Source organism: Halopseudomonas maritima (assembly GCF_021545785.1).
Lineage (GTDB): Bacteria > Pseudomonadota > Gammaproteobacteria > Pseudomonadales > Pseudomonadaceae > Halopseudomonas > Halopseudomonas maritima.
In genome coordinates this window covers 2,247,474-2,268,544 of sequence record NZ_CP079801.1, presented here as the reverse complement: position 1 = coordinate 2,268,544, position 21,071 = coordinate 2,247,474, and the positions used below count along the sequence as shown (strand labels likewise).

Genomic DNA, 21,071 nt, shown 5'->3' with positions numbered 1-21,071 from the left:
AACCCGCAGCCAAGCTGATCGCCCCATGCTCCATGGTGGCCGAAACACATCTTTCCTGCCGACACTCTGACATCACTCACCGACCCCTATGAACCTGACCGACCTCAAACAAAAACCTATTACCGAACTGTTGGAAATCGCCAACCAGATGGGCCTGGAAAACATGGGCCGATCGCGCAAGCAGGATGTGATTTTCGGCATCCTGAAAAAACATGCCAAAGGCGGCGAAGACATCCTCGGTGACGGCGTACTCGAGATCCTTCAGGATGGGTTCGGCTTCCTGCGCTCGGCCGATTCGTCCTACCTGGCCGGCCCGGATGACATCTATGTGTCGCCCAGCCAGATCCGTCGCTTCAACCTGCGGACCGGCGACACCATTTCCGGCAAGATTCGCCCGCCCAAAGACGGCGAGCGCTACTTTGCCCTGCTGAAAGTTGACTCGATCAACTTCGACAAGCCGGAAAACACCAAGAACAAGATCCTGTTCGAGAACTTGACGCCGCTGTTCCCTGATCAGCGCCTGGTGATGGAAGCCGGCAACGGCGCCACCGAAGACCTGATGGCCCGCATCATCGACCTTTGCGCGCCGATCGGCAAAGGCCAGCGCGGCCTGCTGGTTGCGCCGCCCAAGGCCGGTAAGACGCTGATGCTGCAGAACATCGCCTCGAACATCGCCCGCAACAACCCCGAGTGCCACCTGATCGTTCTGCTGATCGACGAGCGCCCGGAAGAAGTCACCGAGATGCAGCGCACCGTGCGCGGCGAAGTGGTTGCCTCGACCTTCGACGAGCCGCCGGCGCGCCACGTACAGGTCGCTGAAATGGTGATCGAGAAGGCCAAGCGCCTGGTTGAGCACAAGAAAGACGTCATCATCCTGCTCGACTCCATCACCCGTCTGGCCCGCGCCTACAACACCGTCATTCCCAGCTCCGGCAAGGTACTGACCGGTGGTGTTGACGCCCACGCACTGGAAAAGCCCAAGCGTTTCTTCGGCGCCGCGCGCAACATCGAGGAAGGCGGCAGCCTGACCATCATCGCCACCGCGCTGGTCGACACCGGCTCAAAGATGGACGAGGTGATCTACGAAGAATTCAAGGGCACCGGCAACATGGAGATCCACCTGGATCGCAAGATTGCCGAGAAGCGCACCTTCCCGGCGATCAACATCAACCGCTCCGGTACCCGCCGCGAAGAACTGCTGACCAGCGAAGACGAGCTGCAACGCATGTGGATTCTGCGCAAGATCCTGCACTCGATGGACGAGATCGCTGCCATCGAATTCCTGCTTGATCGCCTGAAAGACACCAAGACCAACGACGAATTCTTCCAGTCGATGAAGCGCAGCAAAAACTAAAACCCGGCCACAAGCTGCAAGCCTCAAGCGGCAAGCTGTCCGCGCGGGCTTGCTGCCGAGCGCCGGGCCTGCCGCCCCGCTGCCAGCCCGGCGGGCGGATCAAACTCCCAAGTGGCATGCATGCCTCATCCAGCTTGCCGCTTGCAGCTTGAGGCTTGAAGCTAGATGCAATACTCCGATCTACGCGATTTCATCAAGGGCCTGGAACAGCGCGGCGAACTCAAGCGCATCCAGACGCCCGTCTCTCCCGTGCTGGAGATGACAGAAGTCTGCGACCGCACCCTGCGCAAGGGTGGCCCCGCCCTGTTATTCGAAAACCCCACCGGTTTCGACATGCCCGTACTGGGCAACCTGTTTGGCACGCCTGAGCGTGTTGCCATGGGCATGGGCGCCGAGAGCATCAGCGAGCTGCGCGAAATCGGCAAGTTGCTGGCCTTTCTCAAGGAACCCGATCCGCCCAAGGGGCTGAAGGATGCCTGGAGCAAGCTGCCGATATTCAAAAAAGTCATCAACATGGCGCCCAAGGTGGTAAAGGACGCGCCGTGTCAGGCTCAGGTATTTGAAGGCGACGATGTCGACCTTGCACGCATTCCGGTGCAGACCTGCTGGCCGGGCGACGCCGGCCCGCTGATCACCTGGGGGCTGGTAGTGACCCGCGGCCCGCACAAGGAACGGCAAAACCTCGGCATCTACCGCCAACAGGTTATCGGCCGCAACAAGGTGATCATGCGCTGGCTCAGCCATCGCGGTGGCGCCCTGGACTTCCATGAATGGCAAAAGGCGCACCCGGGCGAACCTTTCCCGGTGGCGGTGGTGCTGGGCGCCGACCCGGCCACCATTCTGGGCGCGGTAACCCCGGTGCCGGACAGCCTGTCCGAATACGCCTTCGCCGGCCTGCTGCGCGGTCAGCGCACCGAGCTGATCAAGTGCCGCGGCTCCAACCTGCAAGTACCCTCCAGCGCTGAAATCGTACTCGAAGGGGTTATCCACCCAGGCGAGATGGCCGAGGAAGGCCCGTTTGGCGACCACACCGGCTACTACAACGAGGTTGATCGCTTCCCGGTCTTTACCATCGAGCGCATCACCCAGCGCGAGAAGCCGATTTACCACAGCACCTACACCGGCCGCCCGCCGGATGAGCCTGCGGTGCTGGGTGTGGCGCTGAACGAAGTCTTTGTGCCGCTGCTGCAGAAGCAGTTTCCCGAGATTACCGATTTCTACCTGCCACCCGAAGGCTGCTCCTACCGCATGGCGGTAGTGTCGATGAAAAAGCAGTACCCGGGCCACGCCAAACGCGTGATGCTGGGGGTCTGGAGCTTTTTGCGCCAGTTCATGTACACCAAGTACGTGATCGTGGTGGACGAGGACATCAACATCCGCGACTGGCACGACATCATCTGGGCCATCACCACGCGCATGGACCCCAAGCGTGACACCGTGATGATCGACAACACCCCGATCGACTACCTCGACTTTGCCTCGCCCGTCTCCGGGCTGGGCAGCAAGATGGGGCTGGATGCCACCAACAAGTGGCCGGGCGAAACCAGTCGGGAATGGGGCGTTGCCATTGAGCAGGACGCGGCCGTGCGTCAGCGCGTGGATGCGATCTGGGCAGAACTGGGTATCGACTGAATGAGAGTAATACTGGAGCCGGGCGACCTGAGCTTGGAGACCGAAGCCGGCGAGAGCATTCTTGCCGCCGCACGCCGCCAGGGCTTTGATGCCCCCAACAGCTGTCGCACCGGCAACTGCCACGTCTGCACGGCGGTACTGCTGAAAGGGCGCGTCCGCCTGCCAGGCGACCGTGAAGGCCAGGCCGGCGACGAGATTTATACCTGCGTCGCCACGCCGCTGGAGGATTGTACCCTGCACTGGGAAGGCGTCTTGGCGCCGGGGCAGCTGCCGGTGCGCTCGCTGGCCTGCCAAGTAGTTGAGTGCAGCCAGATGGGGGGCGATGTCTGGCGCGTGCGTCTGCGCACGCCAGCTGGCAAGCCGCTGCGCTACTACCCTGGCCAGTATCTGCTGCTGGAGCGTGAGGGCGCCGAACCGGCGGCCTTCTCTATCGCCTCGGCGCCGGGTGAGGAGCGCATGGTTGAGCTGCACATTCTCACCCGTGACCCGCTGACCCAGGCCGTCATCGACTACCTGCAGCACCACCGCATCGCGCGCGTGCAGGTGCCGTTCGGTGACGCCTGCCTCACCGCCCCGCCCACCCAGCCGCTGGTGCTGATTGCCGCTGGCACCGGCCTGGCGCAAATGCAGAGCATCATCGAGGACTGCCTGCAGCAGGGCGTTACCCAGCCGATCCACCTGTACTGGGGCGTACGCCACAGCGACGATCTGTACAACGCACCGCACTGGCAGCGCTGGGAGCAGGCTTCCAACCTGTATCTGCACCGCGTCGTCAGCGACCAGGCTGAGTGGAGCGGCCGCCAGGGTCTGCTGCATCAAGCCGTCTGTGAAGACATCGCCGACCTGGCCGACTACCGTTTTGTGGTCAGCGGCTCACCCAACATGGTGTACGCCACCCTGGATGCACTGGTCGCGGCCGGCATGCCGGAGCAACAGATGCAGGCTGACGCCTTCGCCTACGCGCCGCGCTGACAGCACCCGTCAGCCTCCCTATACTGACGAAAATCTGCGCAGCCCGACCGGTTCGGCTGGGCAGGCGGATTCGCCGCTATTGGGGGCACGCGACATGCGAGCACTGCCGTACTCAAACTGGTTGCTTGGGCTTTGCCTCTGCGCCAGCCCTATCAGCGCCTTTGAGCTGAACACCCTTGAGTGGCCGCCCTACACCAGCGAAGCACTCCCGGCGCAAGGGCAGGTGCCCAGCCTGCTGCGCGGTGCGCTGGCGCAGCAGAACATCCCCCTGAAGATCCGCTTTTTGCCGTGGAATCGAGCCATCAAAACGGCCATCAGTGAACCCGAAACCCTTGGCTACTTTCCCGAGTACCGCGCACCGGACTTGCCCTGTGAGTATTCAGACAGCCTGGGCACCAGCCGTCTGGGCCTGGCTCACCGCAGCAGTGAACCGCTGAACTGGCAGCAACTGTCCGATCTGGCGCGCTATCGTATTGGCGTGGTTAGCGGCTACCGCAACACGCCGGCCTTTGATCAGGCCGTCGCAGACGGCGCCTTGCAGGTAGAGGAGGCCACCAGCGATCAGCTCAACCTGCTGAAACTGCTGTATGGCCGACTGGATCTGGTGGTGATTGATCAGGCTGTCATGCAGTACTGGCTGGATACCTCAGAGGAGCTGAGCAGCAGCGCCGAGCAGTTGGCATTTGCGCCCAGGCTACTCGGTGAGCTGACCCTGCATGTCTGCTTCGTCGCGGGTCCTGACGCCGAGCAGGCCCGGCGTCAGCTCAACCAGGCGCTGCGCGAATTCCGGCGCTAAGCGCGCCGCTCATTCGGGCAGCGGCAGCGCCGGCAACTGGTCTTCGATCATCTCAAAGCCGTCACGCAAGGTTCGCTCGGCGGCGCCCGTATCGCCCATGCGCTCTTGCAGACGCGCCAGTTCTGCACAGGTCTGGATATCCCGGCGACTGGAGAAACTTGCCTCCAGGTAGTCGCGTGCCTTACCCCACAGGCTGTTGCGCTGGGCCAGACGCCCGGCGGCCAGCAGCAGACTCGCGTTGTGCGGATGCTGTGTCAGCCATTGCTCGGCGGTGGCCAGCTGACGCGCCACGTCCTTGCCTTTGAGCAACCCGTAGAGATTGACCAGGCGTTCGTTGAACTGGTGCTGCACAGCCTGACGCAGCGCCTCCTCGGCCAGCTCGTCACGGCCACGGGCGCGCAACTGCAGGGCGTAGGCTTCAACCAGTTCAGGCTCTTCACGCAGCCGCTTGGGCATGCGTTCCCAGGCGGCGATCACCAGGCTTGCCGGATCGCTGTCTACGGACGCGGTGCGCTGACCGGCCTGGACCAGCAGGGCTACATGCACCTGGCGTTCCAGTGCCTGCTGTTCATCTTCGCGCAACACCTTGTGGCGGCGCAGCTCAGGCAGCAGGTCGAGCAGGCTGTGCCAGTCCTCCAAGCGCACATGCACCTGACTCAACAACTTGAGGGCGTACAGGTGCTTGGGGTGCTCCTTGCGCAGACGGGTCAGGGTGGCGAGGGCCTGCTCCAGCTGGCCGCGGGCAATCTGCAGCTGCGCCTGGGTAACGGCAATGGCAACGTCCGCCTTGGGCGTCGTTTCATGCGCCTCGCGCAGCAGCGCGTCGCACTCGGGGTAGTCTTCCAGCTCGTTGGCCGCACGGGCGGCTGCCAGATAGTTAATCAACGGCAACTCGGCATGCGGCGCCGAGCGCTTGAGCAGTCTAAGCGCTTGCTGCCAGTGCCCCTCGGCAAACTCCAACAGGCCGCGCGTTGCCAGCAGATTCGCACGATTTTGCAGGTTGCGGGTGGACCAGGGGTTGAGACGTCGGCCAGACGCGGTCAGCGCCCGCACCAGCGCGCGGGTGAGCAGCAGCAGCAGCCAAAACGCCAGCAGAAAGCCCAGACCAACCCACACGCTGGTTTCAATAGAAAAGTGCCGCCAGGCAATCAGCAGATACCCGGGGTCCTGGGCGATGGCCATGCCCAGCAGGGAGGCAACCAACACCACCAGCAGAATGGCGACATAACTTTTACTCATCCGTCGCCTCCTCGGCCGGTGCATTGCTGCGGCGGCTCTGCAGGTAGTTGACCAGGCTCTGTTGCAGCGGCGCAAGGTCCGGCACTGACAGGCTCACCGCTCGCTCATGCAACCCCTGCAACTGGCTTTGCATGGCCTGCACCTTGGGATTTTCCAGCTCAAAATACTGCCCCAGAATCTGTTCGGCACGCTCCAGGCTGGCCTGATACACCGTTTCTTCACCACGCAAAGCCGCCCACTGGGCCTGCTCCAGCGTCAGCTGCAGGGTGCGCCGAACGCGCTGCATTTCGGCTTCGTCGAGCAGCGGAGTGATGACCTTGCCGCGCTGGAAGTCGACACGCACGTAACGCTCCAGGCGCATCAGCACACGATCCCAGCGGTCGCGGCGCTGAAGCCGGTCGGCGTACTCTTCTTCGGGGGTAACTTCGGTCGGATCAAACTCCGGCACCGGCAGGGCAACCAGACGATTGACCTGATCGCGCAAGGCGCCAAGACGCAGGAACACCCCGGCACGGTCCAGTTCGGGCAGGCTTTCCAGCTCGGTCTGGTAGCCCGCCAGCTGCTCGCGTACGCCGTACAGGCCGCTGTCGGGCATGGATTTGAGAATGCCGTCGACGGTTTCCAGCAACTCGCGGGCAGCCGGCACGTCCTGCACTGCCTGCAAGCGCAGCGCGGCGAGCCGCAACAGGTACTGCGCTTCTGCCAGTTTCCATTCCTCGCGGCCGTCGCCCTGCAGCACCTCAAGACGTTCGGCCAGCGCCTGCTGACTGCGCTGCATCTCAGCAATCAGCTGTTTGGCCGCCTGCCAGTCGTCGGCGCGGGGGAGGCCCTCCAGTCTCTGGCTCAGGCGGCCGCCGGCATTCTCCAGCTCGCGTTGCTGTTGCGCCAGCGCATCGCGCTGCGCTTGCTGCACGCTATGCGCTTGCCACCACTGCCAGCCCGAGGCTGCCAGGGCGAGCAACGCCAGTATCAAGGCCAACAGGCTGATGCCACGTCCGCCACCGCCCTTGGTCGACTTGGCCGCGACCTTCGGCTTGCTCGCTCCAGCCGCATTGCTGGTGGTGTTGGCCGGCTTGTCTTGAGTTGCCTCGACCGCTGGCTTTGGCTCCGTCTTGTTGTTCGCTTCGCTCGGTTCCACGCGCTTCCCCTTTGTCATCCCGACGAATCTGCCAACACGGCCGCCTCAACGGCCGCGTCATCTGCACCCCGACAGGTTACTACATCCGTGCAGCCCCACTCGCGGGCCTGCGCCGCAATACGCTCACTTGCCACAAAACAGCGCCAGTGCCGCTGTACCTCCCACTGTCGGTCAGCAGCCTCGCGCCAATGCCGCAGCGCTTGCACGCTGAGCAGCACAATACGATCAACCTGCGGCGCCAGCGCCAACAGCTGCCGCTCCAGCTCGTCCGGCATACGGCGCGCATAGAGCGGCAGATAATCGACCCGCGCACCGGACTGCCGCAGCTGCTCTGCCAGATGCTCGCGCCCATCTTCGCCGCGCCAGATCAGCACGCGCAGATCCGCACGCGCCAACAGCGGCTGCCACAGCGGCATTGCCAGCAGCGCCTCGCTGTCCTGGCCCTGCTGCGGACAGCGGGCGGGCAAACCATACTCGCGCAGCACCTGCGCCGTCCCCGCGCCCACCGCCAGCCATTCGATTCCCACCGGCGGCTGCGGCCAATAGTAGTCAAGCCGCTCCAACCCCAGACGCGCCGCTACCGGGCTAACCACTACTACCGCCTGGTACAGATCCAGATCAAGCATGCGCTGACGCTCTGGCGGCCCTTCGGCACAGGGCTCGAGCGTCAGCAGCGGCAGGCTGCTGGTTCTCACGCCGTGCGCGGCCAGTCGCGCAGCCAGTCGCTGGTTCTCCGCCGGCTGGCGGGTCAGCAGCAGGCAGCGGCTCACCGCGGCGGCGCCTCCTCGTACACGGCATCCAGGATTGCCTGTGCCCCCTGCGCCAGCAACTCCTCAGCAACCGCTATGCCCAGCGCCTCTGGTGCGGACTCCGGCCCGCGCGCTTCAGCGCGCAACATGCGCTGGCCATCCGGGTCGCCGACCAGCCCCCGCAGCCACAATTCGCCGTTTTCGCGCTCGGCGTAACAGGCAATCGGCACCTGACAACCACCATTAAGGCGCGTGTTAAGCGCACGCTCGGCGCGCACGCGCAGCGCGCTGTCCTCGTCGTTCAGCTGCACCAGCAGCGCCTGCAACTCGGTATCCGAACTGCGGCACTCAATGCCGACCGCGCCCTGCCCGCCAGCAGGCAGGCTGACCTCGGGCGGCATCGGGTAACGAATGCGCTCATCGAAGCCCAAACGCAGCAGCCCGGCCGTCGCCAGCACGATCGCGTCGTACTCGCCCGCATCGAGCTTGGCCAGACGGGTGTTGACGTTACCGCGCAGGAAGCGGATCTGCAGATCCGGACGCCGAGCCATGATCTGCGCCTGACGACGCAGGCTGGAAGTGCCGACCACACTGCCGGCCGGCAGCGCGTCCAGATCAGCATGGTGATTGGAGACAAAGGCGTCGCGCGGGTCTTCGCGCTCACAGATGGCGTACAGGCCCAGACCGTCCGGGAACTGCATCGGCACGTCTTTCATGGAATGCACGGCCAGGTCGGCCTCGTCATTGAGCATGGCGGTTTCCAGCTCCTTGACGAACAGTCCTTTGCCGCCAATCTTGGCCAGCGGTGAATCCAGCAATTGATCACCACGGCTGACCATGGGGACCAGGGAAACAATGACACTCGGGTCCAGCTGTTCGAGACGCGCCTTTACGTATTCGGCCTGCCACAGGGCCAAGGCGCTCTTGCGGGTGGCAATTCGCAGATGTCGACTCATGGGACTCTCGCTTCAAACCAGGTCGCATCATACGCCATGGTCAGACAGGCATCCACGCGGGACGGTGTCGCAGCCCCGTCACAGCCGCTCCATCAGGCGCCGCACACCCGGTACGTGGCGCCGGCTGACGGTCAGCGACTCGTCGTCCAACCCCTTGAGGCACAGTTCAAAATGCCCCATGGCGGTCCGTTGCAGGCACTCAATCCGGCTGCGTGCCACCAGAGCGTTACGATGGATGCGGACAAACTGCTCGCCGAACTCTTCTTCCAGCGCCTTCAGCGGTTCATCCAGCAACACTTCGCCGTGCAGATGACGCAGCGTGACGTATTTATGGTCGGCGATGAAATACAAAACGTCCTCGACCGGGATCAGCTCGATGCCCTTGCGCGTACGTGCACTGATGTGACTGCGAGCCTCAGCACCCCCTGGCTGCGCCGCGGCCTTGCCCAGGTTGGCCAGCTGCATGCGATTGGGCTTCTGCGCCTTGGCCAGGGCAGCGGCCAGAGCCTCGCTGCGCACGGGTTTGAGCAGGTAACCCACGGCGCTGACCGCGAAGGCGTCAAGCGCGTATTCACCGTGCGCAGTACAAAAAACCACCGCCGGCGACTCGGCGTTCTCGCACAGCTTGGCGGCGGTTTGCAGGCCGTCCAGCCCAGGCATGCGAATGTCCAGCAGCAGGATATCGGGATGATGCGCCTCGACCAGTTGTAAAGCCTCATGCCCATTGCTGGCCATCTCGGGCAACGCCCTGTACCCCGGCAGCGAACCAACCAGTCGCGCCAGCCGCTCGCGGGCCAGCGGCTCATCATCAGCGATCAGTACTTTCATTCGATAATGACTTCTCTGCCGTTGTTGAATCTTGTGTAACAGGATAGACCAGCCTGCTGAAGAAGCACTCTCCCTGCCGCCAGCCACTCAGCTCAGCGCCGTCACCGAACAGCGCCTGCAACCGCGCCCGGATGTTGGCCATGGCCATGCGTGCCCCCTGGTGCGAATCGTCTTGCTGAGGACAGGTGTTGCTCACCATAAGTTCAACCACCCCGCCCTCCAAGCGCCCCTGAATCACTATATCGCCGCCGTTGATAAGGGGCTGCAGGCCATGCAGGATGGCGTTCTCCAGCAACGGCTGCAGGGTCAGCAGCGGCATTGGCAGATCCTCGGTCAGCGCCTCGACATCCCACTGCACGCGCATGCGTTCGCCCAGCCGGTACTGTTCGATACGCAGGTAGCCCTCGCACAAACGTCGCTCCTCACCCCAACAGGACAAGGTCTCGCTGCTGGACAGGTTGGCGCGGAACAGGTCGGAGAGATCCAACACCGCCTGCTCGGCCTTGGCCGGCGCCACCTCGATCAGGCTGGCAATGCTGTTCAGGCTGTTGAATAGAAAATGCGGGCGAATGCGTGACTGCAACGCCTGCAGGCGCGAACGCAGCTCGGCCTGCTGCTGATGCTGCCACTGCTGCTGCAGATAGAAGTAGCGCAGCAGCAAACTGGTCATGATCAGTGCGATCAGGCCGTGACGCAGCAGTTGTCCGGCTTCCCATTGCAAAGCGCCGCTCATGCCGCGGTATACCACCCAATCCCCCAGCACCGTGAAGATCAGGGTAAGGCCAATAACCACCGCGTGGCAGGCGGCGACGGCCAGCCCCAGCGGCCGTCTGCGCATCCAGCTGCGCAGGCGACACAGCAGCGCAGCAGACAGCAATACAATCCACTGCACAAAAAGCGAGGCCATGGCCAGCTGCAACCAGTCAAACCCGCCCTCGGCCGGCTGCGCCAGCACCCATACCAGCACCATCAACTGAGCCAGCACCACCAGGGTAAAAACAGCCACGGACGAGCACAGATCAGGGAGAAAAAAATCCTCTCCCTCATAGGGGCGCTTGAGCAGGGACCAGAATCCGTTCTTCATTGCCCCAGTGTCTGCCAGCCGGCCGCCATCGCGCAAGCGTGAAATGCTATGCTATGCGCCTCTTCACGCAGCGGACCCATCCGAGACATGAGCCAAGACAAGACAAACCAATCCTGGGGTGGCCGGTTCAGCGAACCGGTCGACGCCTTCGTTGCCCGTTTCACCGCCTCGGTGGATTTCGACCAGCGCCTGTACAAGCATGACATCCAGGGCTCGATCGCCCACGCCACCATGCTGGCCAAGGTCGGCGTACTGACCGAGGCAGAGCGCGACGCCATCATCGAGGGGCTGAACACCATTCGCAGCGACATCGAAGCTGGCCAGTTTGACTGGCGCGTTGACCTCGAAGACGTGCACATGAACATTGAGGCCAAGCTGACCGAAGCCATCGGCATCACCGGCAAGAAACTGCACACCGGCCGTTCACGCAACGACCAGGTCGCCACCGATATACGCTTGTGGCTACGCGAGGAAATCGACGTCATCCTCGGCGAGCTGGTGCGTCTGCAAACCGGCCTGCTGGAGCAGGCCGAGCGCCACAACGCGGTGATCATGCCCGGCTTTACCCACCTGCAGACCGCCCAACCGGTGACCTTCGGCCATCACCTGCTGGCCTGGTTCGAGATGCTGCAGCGCGACCGCGAGCGCCTGATCGACTGCCGTAAGCGGGTCAACCGCATGCCGCTGGGCTCGGCCGCACTGGCCGGCACCACCTACCCGATCGACCGCAGCATCACCTGCGAGCTGCTGGGTTTTGAAGCGGTATCCGGCAACTCGCTGGACGGCGTGTCCGACCGCGACTTCGCAATCGAATTCTGCGCCGCCGCCGCGCTGGCGATGATGCACCTGTCGCGCTTCTCCGAAGAGCTGGTGCTGTGGACCAGCGCGCAGTTCAATTTCATCGCCCTGCCCGACCGCTTCTGCACCGGCTCCTCGATCATGCCGCAGAAGAAGAACCCGGACGTACCCGAGCTGGTACGCGGCAAGTCCGGCCGCGTGTACGGCCACCTGATGGGCCTGCTGACCCTGATGAAGAGCCAGCCGCTGGCCTACAACAAGGACAACCAGGAAGACAAGGAACCGCTGTTCGACGCGGTCGACACCCTGCGCGACAGCCTGCGCGCCTTTGCCGACATGATCCCGGCGATCGAGCCCAAGGTCGAGGCAATGCGCGAAGCAGCCCTGCGCGGCTTTTCCACTGCAACCGACCTGGCGGATTACCTGGTACGCAAGGGCATCCCCTTCCGCGACTGCCACGAGATCGTCGGGCACGCGGTGAAGTACGGTGTGGATTCAGGCAAGGATCTGGCGGAGATGTCGCTGGAGGAGCTGCGCCGCTTCAGCGATCAGATTGAGCAGGACGTGTTTGAGGTACTGACGCTGGAAGGCTCGGTCAACGCCCGTGACCATATCGGCGGTACAGCACCGGCGCAGGTGCTGGCAGCCGTTCAGCGCGGCCGCGAACTACTGGCCAACTGAGTGGATAACCGGCAGCCCCGCAGGGCTGCCGGCTTCCCGCTTACTCGCGCTGGGCGCTGATCACGAAAGTGCCACGACCGCTGTTGTCGTAGCTGCTCGCGCTCAGGGTGTAACGCCCAGACTCAAGGTAGGTGCTGATGCGAGAGTTAGTGCCACCGGCCCCGTCATCATCCTCCAGCTCCACACCGTTACCGCTCAGGCGCAACATGGCGTCAAACTCGGTCGCATACAGGTCAACCTGATACTGACCAGCCTCACTGATCACCAGCGTCTTGTCGACACTCGCGCCAGACAGACTACCCGACACCGCCTCACCCGGACGCAACTGCGCGCCGCTGCCATTGACCGGCTGCACCGAGTTGCTCAGGGTGAACAGACCAGCGCTGCCATCAGCGGTTGAAGCGCTAATACGGTAGGTGCCGGGGTTCGCCAGGGTGGTAATGGCTGCATCCAGGTTCTGACCAGCGCCGTCGTCATCGCTGGCATCTACACCAGGGCCGCGCAGGGTCAGATAACTGTCAACCTCGGTCGAGCTCATGGTAAGACGCAGCAGCGAGCGTTCCGGTACGGTCAGGCTGTACACCTTGTCCTCGCTGTCAGCCAGGCCACTGATACTGCCGCCCAGCGTCAGCTCACCACCATTGGTCAGCTCTACTCCCTCAGGCAGCGCGCGAGTGCTGAGCGTCAGGTCATAGGCACCCTCAGCCGGCGTGTCCAGCGCGGTGGCTGTGACCTGGTAAGTGCCGGGCTCCAGCATCGCTGTCAGGCGCGAGTTGGTGCCGCCGCCGCCGTCGTCATCTTCCAGCGACAGGCCACCACCGCTCAGCTTGAGCACGGTGTCCAGCTCTTCAGAGGTCATGACAATATCGTACAACCCCGCCTCACTGACGGTCAGGCTGTAGGTGTTGGCGCTGCTGGCCAGGCTCAACAGACCGAACAGCGACTCATCCAGCACCAGCGCGCCGCTGTTGCGTGGCGTCACTTTCTCCAGCGACAGCTCAAAGGGGCCGTAGGCCGAGGCACTGCTGCCACTGACGCCCAGGCGGTAGGTACCATCAGCCTGCGGGGTCAGGTGCAGCGAGCCCTGACGCGGGCCGCTGACCAGTTGATTGCGTGAGTCCAACAGCGTCAGCACGGCACCTTCAAGCGCGCCGCTCTGCTGAACCCGTACCAACTCGCCTTGCTTGAGCTTGAGGCTGAACACCTGGTACTGGGAGCCATCGTTAAGGTTGACCGGGCTGCTGCTGGTCAGCTCGCCCTGCAGACGCGAAGCGCCACTGACATCAGTCACGCTGCTCTGAATGCTGGCACAACCGACCAGGGTGGCAGCCATGCTGACCGCCAGCGCGGTGCGACACAGGGGAGAGGGAAGCAATGAGGAGAACTGCATGTAAATTCCTTCTGGACGGGAAAACATCCTGAAACCGCCGAGCTTGCGCTCGGCGCCGCATTCTTGCCCAGCGATTATGCCTGTTCCGACGCACCCGGCTCCAGTACCGAAACGTGGTATGTGCACCATGTCCGATTTGTCTATCAGGCTGCCGGCTGTTGCTGCGTGATACAGTGGATGTTGCCGCCACCCAGCAGGATTTCCCGCCCCGGCACTGCCACCACCCGGCGCTCAGGGAACAGCTGCTGCAGGATGGCCAGCGCCTCCTCATCACGCGGATCACCGAAGCTCGGCGCGACCACGCCGCCGTTGACGATCAGGAAGTTGACGTAGGAGCCGGCCAGGCGAATGGCTGGGTCACGGCTCTGACTGCCCTCCACCACCTGCACATCGGCACACTCCTCGGCCGTGGCATGCAGCGGCCCGGGAATGGGTATGTGGTGGACCAATAACACCCGCCCCTGTGCATCCCGCGCCTCGGCCAGCACGGCGGCGGCCGCCTGACAGCGAGGATAATTCGGGTCCTGCGGGTCATCGGTCCAGGCCAGCAGCACCTCGCCCGGCCGAATGAAGCAACAGAAATTGTCGACGTGCCCATCGGTCTCGTCGTTGTACAGGCCGTCGGGCAACCAGATCACCTTGCTGATACCCAGCTGCGCCGCCAGTTGCTGTTCAATCTCTACACGTTGCAGATGCGGGTTGCGGTTTGGGTTGAGCAGACACTCCTCGGTGGTGATCAGCGTGCCTTCGCCGTCCACGTGGATCGAGCCACCTTCGAGCACAAAGCCCTCGGTGCGGTAGCGCGGGCAGCGCTCCATCGACAGGATCTTGCTGGCTACCTGATCGTCCAGCGCCCAGTCGGCATACAGGCCGCCCAGCTCGCCACCCCAGGCGTTGAAGGCCCAGTCCACACCGCGCAGGCCGCCTTGGCCGTTGACCACAAAGGTCGGCCCGGTATCACGTACCCAGGCATCATTGCTGCTCAGCTCCACCACCCGAATCGCCGGGTGATCCAGCTGCGCACAGGCGTTGGCGTATTGCGCCGCCGAGACGCCGACGGTCACCGGCTCAAACCCGGCAATCGCCTGCGCCACCGCGGCAAACGCGGTCTGCGCCGGCAGCGCCTGCTGTCGCCAGTTATCCGGACGCTCCGGCCAGATCATCCAGGTCTGACTGTGCGGCGCCCATTCGGCGGGCATGAAATAACCGTCGTGCTGCGGCGTGCTGTGCAGGTTGAACATGGGCTCAGGACTCCAGCTCGCCATCCAGGGTCTTGACCGGGCCGTACAGGTTCGGACGGCGGTCGCGGAACACGCCCCAGGCGCTGCGAATATGCTCCAGCTCGTCCAGGTCGAAGGACTGCACCAGCACGCCGGTTTCCGTCTCGTTCAGCTCCTGTACCTTCTCGCCAAACTGGTTGGCAATAAACGACGAGCCGTAGAAGGTAATGTCGTAACCGTCCTGCTCTTCGCGGCCGATGCGGTTGCTGGCGATCAGCGGCATCAGGTTGGCACCGGCGTGGCCCTGCTGCACCCGCTGCCAGTGATCGCGGGAGTTGATGCTGTGGTCGTGCGGCTCGCTGCCAATGGCGGTCGGGTAGAACAGCAACTCGGCGCCCATCAGCGCCATGCTGCGTGCACACTCGGGGAACCACTGATCCCAGCAGATACCGACGCCAATCTTGGCGTAGCGCGTTTGCCAGACCTTGAAGCCGGTGTCGCCGGGATTGAAGTAGTACTTCTCGTGGTAACCGGGGCCATCGGGGATATGGCTCTTGCGATAGATACCCAGGTTACTGCCATCGGCATCGATGATCGCAATGGAATTGAAACGCGCGCGCCCACTCAGCTCGAAGAAGCTGATCGGCAGCACCACTGCCAGTTCTCTGGCCAGCGCCTGAAAGTGCTTGATCGCCGGATTATCCTCGACCCGAGTGGCCAACTGCAGATACTCAGGGTTGGGCTTCTGGCAGAAATAAGGGGTTTCGAACAACTCCTGAATCAGGATGATCTGCGCGCCCTGGGCGGCGGCCTCGCGCACCAGCTTCTCGGCCTGCGCAATGTTGGCCTGGCTATCCCAAGTGCAGCCCATCTGGGTGGCGGCAACGGTCACGGTACGGGTCATGGCTCACTCCGATTAGAGTTGGATAAAAATCGATTTATAGCTGGCCAACACGTACTTGGCAAGCGATGGCGTCGATATAATGCAGATATTTATCCGCATATGTAGAAATTAAAACCCACTAAGCCAATAGCTCAGCCGGATCTTGCCGATAAAAATCGGCTAAGTGTTGATAGACAGCAGGCCACTCCTGGCGCAGCGCCGCTGGCCGCTCGAAGAAGCTCTCGGACAGCACCGCGAAGAACTCAGCCGGCGCTTCGAGCGCGTAAGCATCCAGCGGCAGGGGCTCGTTGCGCTCAAAGCGCTGCCCCAGATCCTCCCAGGCTGCCTGCATGTCACGCGCCCAATCCGCCTGGCTCATGCCCCGATGCAGGGGCGGGGCGCCGTTGGCACTGGCCGAGCGCATATCCAATGTATGCGCCAGCTCATGAATCACCACATTGAAACCGTCGGCCCGACCGGAGTGGCGGACATCATCCAGCGACAGCACCACCGGCCCGCGCAACCAGGCTTCGCCGCTCAACTCACGCTCGCCCTCGTGCACCGCGCCGGCCTCGTCGCGCCATTGGTGTCGCGCGCGAAAGGGGCCGTCATAGAAGATCAGTGTCTGCCAGCCCGCGTACCAGTCGAGTCCCAGCTCCAGCACCGGCACCACGGCCATGCCCGCTACCCGCAGGCGCAGCGCATCGTTCAGCTCGACACCGTCAGTCGCGTGCAGGTGCTTGCGCAGCAGCAGGCGCAGCGCCAGCTCGTGCAGGCGCGTGCGCGTTGCGCCATCAATGCGCTGATAAAACAGCCAATCACCCAGCGCCTGTTGCCAGAGCTGTGGGTCGAGCCGTTGTTGCAGCTCGCTCAACTGCTGCGCCTCCCGGCGCTGACGCCACCAGCTGAACAGACCCAAGTCAGCCGCCCTCGACCGGTGGCAGCACCGGCGGCAGATACACCCCCAGATAGGCCGTCATCAGCCGCGTCGCCTCACGGCATATCGGCTCAGACAGCTCGCCGGACTGCTGGTAGCCCACCGCCAGCAGCTTGTCCGCGGCCTGCATGGCCAGGGCAAAGACGTCCACGTCCTGCGGCAGCGGTGGCAACACAAAGTGCTCCGCCAGGCTGCGCTGAAAGCGCTGAGCCAGCAGGTGGTCGTGCTGCTGATCCGCCTGCCGGATAGCTGCCAGATCATGTCCGCCCAGCAGCAGCGCACGCGCTGCCGGGTGGGTGCGGTAGTAGTGCTGAAAGCGCTGTTCGATATCCCCCACCAGGGCCATCCAGCTGACAGGTGAAGATGCCGGCGGTTGCTGCAGCACTGCCTCTAGCTCGGCAAACAGCCGCTCGGCCAACGCCGCCAGCACGTCACTGATCTGTGGGAAGAAGTGATAGACCGACGAAGGGGGAATGTCGGCCTGCTCGGCAATGGCATAGATCGACAGCTCGCTGAGCCCGCCTTGATCAAGCAGCGTGGTGGTGGCCTCAAGAATACGGTCAATCCGCTCCTGACTGCTGGCGCGGCGCTTGGGAACCGCTCGACTCATGAATAGCTCTCTACTGGCGACTGTCCTGCAGACGATACCACAGCAGCGCCAAGGCTCTGATAGCGGTCTGCAGAGGCGCGCCCGGCGGCACTGGCAGATGTCGCCAACGCGCCATCAGGTCAAAGTTGCGCGCATCACCCAGCACGGTTTCAGCCATCAGTTTGCCGGCGAGCCCGGCCAGCGCCACACCCTGCCCGGAGTAGCCTTGCGTGTACAGCACCCGCTGCCCCAGCCGGCCAAACACCGGTGCCTTGCTCATGGTCATGGCTACCTGACCGCCCCACAGATACTCAAAATCCTCATCTGCCAGCTGCGGAAACACCAGCGCCATTCGTTCACGCATGGTCTGACGCAAGGCATCCGGCCGCGCATCACGGGCGCTGGCCCGCCCACCGAACAGCAAGCGGTTGTCCGGGGTCAGCCGGTAATAGTCAATCAGGGTGTTCATGTCGCACACCGCCGCGCGCGAGGGAATCAGCTCGGCGGCCAGCTCACCCAGCGGCCGGGTGGCACCGATATAGCTGCCGATTGGCATAAAGCCCTTGCGATACCAGGGCAACAACTTGCCCAGATAAGCGTTGCCCGCCAACAACAGATGCCCTGCGCGCACCCGTCCGCCGGCGGTCTGCACCTCCACAGCGCCACCCTGCTCGACATAATTCAGCACCGCTGAGCGCTCGAAGATGCGCACGCCCGCCTGCTCCGCCGCGCGGGCCAAACCTTGGGCGTACTTAAGCGGGTGCAGATCACCACCACCCCAGTCCATAACGCCGGCGTGATAGTCGGCCCGCAACAACCCCTGCAGCGCAGCGCGGTCATGAAACTCAAGGCGATCGTAGCCCAGCTCAGCCAGCTCTTGCTGCCAGGCATGCAGCTCCGGCACCTGACGCGCCTTGTTGGCCACCAGCAAAATGCCCCATTTCAGGTCGCAATCGATGCCGTGCCGCTCGACCCGTTCACGCAGCAGACCCACCCCAGCCACGCCCAGCTGCCAGACGCGGCGGGCATCGGCGTCACCCAGCTCGCGCACTACCCGTGAATGGTCACAGGCCACCCCGGGGTTGATCTGCCCGCCGTTACGGCCGGAGCAGCCCCAGCCGACGTCTTCTGCTTCCAGCACAATCACGCTGCGCCCGGCCTCGGCCAGCTCCAGTGCCGCCGACAGCCCGGTAAAGCCCGCGCCGACGATGCACACGTCCGTATCCAGCGCACCCGCCAGCTGCGCCCGAGGCGCCACCACAGGTACGCTGGCCCGATACCAGGAATTATTCATCTCAAAGGCTCTCGCATAACGAACAATCCCGCCAGATGGCGGGATTGAGAGGGGGCTGCCTGCGGTCAAACGGTGTGCAGGTACCACATGTACTCAAGGTCGGAGATGGTCTTTTCAAACTCTTCCATCTCGCTTTCCTTACAGAGCACAAACACGTCCAGGTACTCCTCGCCGATGTATTCCTTCATCACCTCGGAGGCCTCCAGCTCGCGCAGGGCATCACGCAGGTTGGTCGGCAGGGAGGCTTCGTGCTGATCGTAGGCATTGCCTTCGGTCATCTCCGGCGGCTCGACCTTGTTGCTGATGCCGTAGTGGATCGCCGAGAGCAGTGCTGCCATCAGCAGATACGGGTTGGCATCGGCGCCCGCCAGACGATGCTCGATACGCATCGCCTCGGGCTCGCCGCCCGGCACCCGCACCGCGACCGTACGGTTGTCGATACCCCAGGTCGGCGCACAGGGCACGAAGAAGCTCGGGCTGAAGCGGCGGTAGGAGTTGACGTTGGGGCACAGGAAGGCCATGTACTGCGGCAGCGTTTCCAGCAAGCCGCCAATCGCCCAGCGCAGGGTGTCGCTCAGGCTACCGTCCGGATTGGGCGCAAAGATGTTGCGGCCATTCTCATCCATCAGACTGATATGCACGTGCATGCCGTTGCCGGCCTGGTCGTAATAGGGCTTGGCCATGAAGGTGGTGTCCATTTCATGGTCATAGGCCACGTTCTTGATCACCCGCTTGAGCAGCACGTTGAAGTCACAGGCTTTCACCGGATCATCAACGTGGTGCAGGTTGACCTCAAACTGGCCCGGCGCGGACTCGGCCACGATGGCGTCAGCGGGGATGCCCTGCTCGTGGGCAGCTTCGATGACGTCCTCAAGGAATTCGGCGTACTCGTCCAGATCATCCATGGAGTAGACCTGAACCGAGTTCGGGCGTTTGCCCGACATGGGTGAGCGCGGCGGCTGCGGGCGACCGGTGATGTTCTCCTGGTCAATCAGGTAGAACTCCAGCTCAAAGGCAGATACCGGGGTCAGCTTGAGATCTTTGAAACGCTCTACGATGCGTTGCAGAACATAGCGGGGGTCAGCGAAGAAGGGGGTCTTGCGGTCCAGCTCATACATGGTCATCAGCAGCTGTCCGGTTGGACGCTTCTGCCAGGGCTCCACCGTCAGCGTGCCAGGAATCGGCAGACAGATGCGGTCCGCATCGCCAATCTCCAATCCCAGACCCGTCTCCTCGACGGTCGTACCTTGAATGTTGAGCGCAAAGACCGACGCCGGCAATGCGATACCTTTCTCAAACGCTTTGGCCAGTGCTGAACGATCAATGCGCTTGCCGCGCACAATGCCGTTCATGTCGGCAATAAGAAGGTCAATAAAGTGGATTTCCGGATGCGCGGCCAGAAAGGCCTCCGCTTCCTGGATGCCGACCTGCGCACCGATCTCGGTGGCTACGGCTGTTAAAGCATCCGCTCCGGCTTGGGGCTGCATGGGATTTCACCTGTTATTTGTAAAATATATCAATCACAAAACGTGCCAGCCCTGAGTTAATCCGAAAGGCTCGTTGGAGTCAATAGAGCAGGCATCGCACAAAGTCGGTGCAAGGCGCACCAATTAAGGTCGTTCCGGGCCTATCGGTGCGCCAGAGGCCCGAGCGACCGTTCAGGATTTACGGTCTTTGTGTTAAATATTTTTTATTGCTATTGTACGAAAAAACGAACAACAATGCGGTCACCCGCCATTCGAACTGGATCATCTGGAAGACAGTCAATGTCCATCGCTCGCAAGCCCGTCATCGGTATCGTCTGCTGCTCCGAGCAGCTCGGTCTCCACCCATTCAACATTGTTGGCGAGAAGTACATTCTCGGCGTCGTTGACGGCGCAGATGGTTTGCCGCTGTTGATTCCAGCCCTGGGCGAGCGCCTGGACAGCGCACAGCTGCTGACGATGCTGGACGGCATTCTGTTCACCGGCTCACCCTCCAACGTAGAGCCTCACCATTACCAGGGCCCGGCGAGCGCCGACGGCACCAAACATGACCCCAAGCGCGACGCCACCACCCTGCCGCTGATCCGTCAGGCAATCGATCAGGGTGTGCCGGTGCTTGGCATCTGCCGCGGCTTTCAGGAAATGAACGTGGCCTTCGGCGGCACCCTGCACCAGCGCCTGTATGAGGTGGGCGGATATATCGAACACCGCGAAGACAAGACACAGCCGGTCGAGGTTCAGTACGGCCCGGCCCATGAGGTTCGCTTTGAGCCCGGGGGGTTGCTTCACCAGATCGCAGGCTGCAGTTCGGCCCAGGTCAATTCCCTGCATACCCAGGGAGTAGCTACACTGGCAGCCGGTCTGCAGCCTGAAGCGACAGCACCCGATGGACTGATCGAGGCCTTCTCGGTCAGCCAGGCAACCCAATTCGCACTCGGCGTACAGTGGCACCCCGAATGGCAGGTCCGTAGCAACGCGCTCTACCTGTCGATTTTCCAGGCGTTCGGCAACGCCTGCCGGGCCCGTGCGTCGCGGCAACCCTGAGGC

19 protein-coding genes are annotated in these 21,071 nt (G+C 63.1%); 6 read left to right on the top strand and 13 right to left on the bottom strand.

Annotated features, from left to right (window positions below; translation table 11 throughout):
* Nucleotides 1-88 precede the first annotated feature (88 nt).
* From rho to HV822_RS10415, 4 genes are all read left to right on the top strand, one after another.
* Nucleotides 89-1,354 carry a transcription termination factor Rho gene (rho, locus tag HV822_RS10430; RefSeq protein ID WP_083728235.1) on the top strand — a complete coding sequence of 422 codons (1,266 nt, stop codon included), beginning with the start codon at nucleotides 89-91 and terminating at the stop codon, nucleotides 1,352-1,354.
* A gap of 165 nt (nucleotides 1,355-1,519) precedes the next feature.
* Nucleotides 1,520-2,986 (top strand): 4-hydroxy-3-polyprenylbenzoate decarboxylase, encoded by a 1,467-nt coding sequence (gene ubiD, locus HV822_RS10425; RefSeq protein WP_238869927.1) that lies wholly within the window; start codon nucleotides 1,520-1,522, stop codon nucleotides 2,984-2,986.
* Complete coding sequence (locus HV822_RS10420; protein ID WP_238869926.1) at nucleotides 2,987-3,958, top strand: 2Fe-2S iron-sulfur cluster-binding protein; 972 nt, start codon at nucleotides 2,987-2,989, stop codon at nucleotides 3,956-3,958.
* A gap of 94 nt (nucleotides 3,959-4,052) precedes the next feature.
* Nucleotides 4,053-4,754: a substrate-binding periplasmic protein gene (locus tag HV822_RS10415; RefSeq protein ID WP_238869925.1), complete on the top strand. Its 702-nt coding sequence runs from the start codon at nucleotides 4,053-4,055 to the stop codon at nucleotides 4,752-4,754.
* A 9-nt stretch (nucleotides 4,755-4,763) separates the two neighbouring features.
* On the opposite strand, the gene HV822_RS10410 is transcribed toward HV822_RS10415, so the two are convergent.
* From HV822_RS10410 to HV822_RS10385, 6 genes are all read right to left on the bottom strand, one after another.
* Nucleotides 4,764-5,993, bottom strand: a complete 1,230-nt coding sequence (locus HV822_RS10410; RefSeq protein WP_238869924.1) for a heme biosynthesis HemY N-terminal domain-containing protein — start codon at nucleotides 5,991-5,993, stop codon at nucleotides 4,764-4,766.
* Nucleotides 5,986-7,131 (bottom strand): uroporphyrinogen-III C-methyltransferase, encoded by a 1,146-nt coding sequence (locus tag HV822_RS10405; protein ID WP_238869923.1) that lies wholly within the window; start codon nucleotides 7,129-7,131, stop codon nucleotides 5,986-5,988. The genes HV822_RS10410 and HV822_RS10405 overlap by 8 nt, the downstream gene beginning before the upstream one ends.
* A 14-nt stretch (nucleotides 7,132-7,145) precedes the next feature.
* Nucleotides 7,146-7,901 carry a uroporphyrinogen-III synthase gene (locus HV822_RS10400; protein WP_238869922.1) on the bottom strand — a complete coding sequence of 252 codons (756 nt, stop codon included), beginning with the start codon at nucleotides 7,899-7,901 and terminating at the stop codon, nucleotides 7,146-7,148.
* Nucleotides 7,898-8,836: a hydroxymethylbilane synthase gene (hemC, locus tag HV822_RS10395; RefSeq protein ID WP_238869921.1), complete on the bottom strand. Its 939-nt coding sequence runs from the start codon at nucleotides 8,834-8,836 to the stop codon at nucleotides 7,898-7,900. The genes HV822_RS10400 and hemC overlap by 4 nt, the downstream gene beginning before the upstream one ends.
* Nucleotides 8,837-8,914: 78 nt before the next feature.
* Nucleotides 8,915-9,664 carry a LytR/AlgR family response regulator transcription factor gene (locus HV822_RS10390; protein ID WP_238869920.1) on the bottom strand — a complete coding sequence of 250 codons (750 nt, stop codon included), beginning with the start codon at nucleotides 9,662-9,664 and terminating at the stop codon, nucleotides 8,915-8,917.
* Nucleotides 9,645-10,748 (bottom strand): sensor histidine kinase, encoded by a 1,104-nt coding sequence (locus HV822_RS10385; protein ID WP_238869919.1) that lies wholly within the window; start codon nucleotides 10,746-10,748, stop codon nucleotides 9,645-9,647. The genes HV822_RS10390 and HV822_RS10385 overlap by 20 nt, the downstream gene beginning before the upstream one ends.
* A gap of 87 nt (nucleotides 10,749-10,835) precedes the next feature.
* Between HV822_RS10385 and argH the strand changes: the two genes are divergently transcribed.
* Nucleotides 10,836-12,227 (top strand): argininosuccinate lyase, encoded by a 1,392-nt coding sequence (gene argH / locus HV822_RS10380; RefSeq protein WP_238869918.1) that lies wholly within the window; start codon nucleotides 10,836-10,838, stop codon nucleotides 12,225-12,227.
* A 40-nt stretch (nucleotides 12,228-12,267) separates the two neighbouring features.
* Here the strand turns inward: argH and HV822_RS10375 are convergent, their stop codons facing one another.
* The 7 genes from HV822_RS10375 to HV822_RS10345 all read right to left on the bottom strand — a co-directional run bounded on the left by HV822_RS10375 (nucleotide 12,268) and on the right by HV822_RS10345 (nucleotide 20,027).
* Nucleotides 12,268-13,617, bottom strand: a complete 1,350-nt coding sequence (locus tag HV822_RS10375) for a hypothetical protein (RefSeq protein ID WP_238869917.1) — start codon at nucleotides 13,615-13,617, stop codon at nucleotides 12,268-12,270.
* A gap of 143 nt (nucleotides 13,618-13,760) precedes the next feature.
* Entirely contained in the window at nucleotides 13,761-14,858 is a 1,098-nt protein-coding gene (gene aguA / locus HV822_RS10370; protein ID WP_238869916.1) for an agmatine deiminase, read from the bottom strand.
* Between the two features lie 4 nt (nucleotides 14,859-14,862).
* Nucleotides 14,863-15,741, bottom strand: a complete 879-nt coding sequence (gene aguB / locus HV822_RS10365; protein WP_238869915.1) for an N-carbamoylputrescine amidase — start codon at nucleotides 15,739-15,741, stop codon at nucleotides 14,863-14,865.
* A 118-nt stretch (nucleotides 15,742-15,859) separates the two neighbouring features.
* Entirely contained in the window at nucleotides 15,860-16,639 is a 780-nt protein-coding gene (locus HV822_RS10360) for a M90 family metallopeptidase (protein ID WP_238869914.1), read from the bottom strand.
* A gap of 1 nt (nucleotide 16,640) precedes the next feature.
* Nucleotides 16,641-17,267 (bottom strand): TetR/AcrR family transcriptional regulator, encoded by a 627-nt coding sequence (locus HV822_RS10355; RefSeq protein ID WP_238869913.1) that lies wholly within the window; start codon nucleotides 17,265-17,267, stop codon nucleotides 16,641-16,643.
* Nucleotides 17,268-17,277: 10 nt separating this feature from the next.
* The gene (locus tag HV822_RS10350; RefSeq protein ID WP_238869912.1) at nucleotides 17,278-18,540 is read right to left on the bottom strand and encodes an NAD(P)/FAD-dependent oxidoreductase; all 1,263 of its coding nucleotides are present in this window, start codon (nucleotides 18,538-18,540) and stop codon (nucleotides 17,278-17,280) included.
* Between the two features lie 65 nt (nucleotides 18,541-18,605).
* Nucleotides 18,606-20,027, bottom strand: a complete 1,422-nt coding sequence (locus tag HV822_RS10345) for a glutamine synthetase family protein (RefSeq protein ID WP_238869911.1) — start codon at nucleotides 20,025-20,027, stop codon at nucleotides 18,606-18,608.
* Between the two features lie 285 nt (nucleotides 20,028-20,312).
* Between HV822_RS10345 and HV822_RS10340 the strand changes: the two genes are divergently transcribed.
* Nucleotides 20,313-21,068 (top strand): gamma-glutamyl-gamma-aminobutyrate hydrolase family protein, encoded by a 756-nt coding sequence (locus HV822_RS10340; RefSeq protein WP_238873585.1) that lies wholly within the window; start codon nucleotides 20,313-20,315, stop codon nucleotides 21,066-21,068.
* The last annotated feature ends 3 nt before the right edge of the window (nucleotides 21,069-21,071 follow it).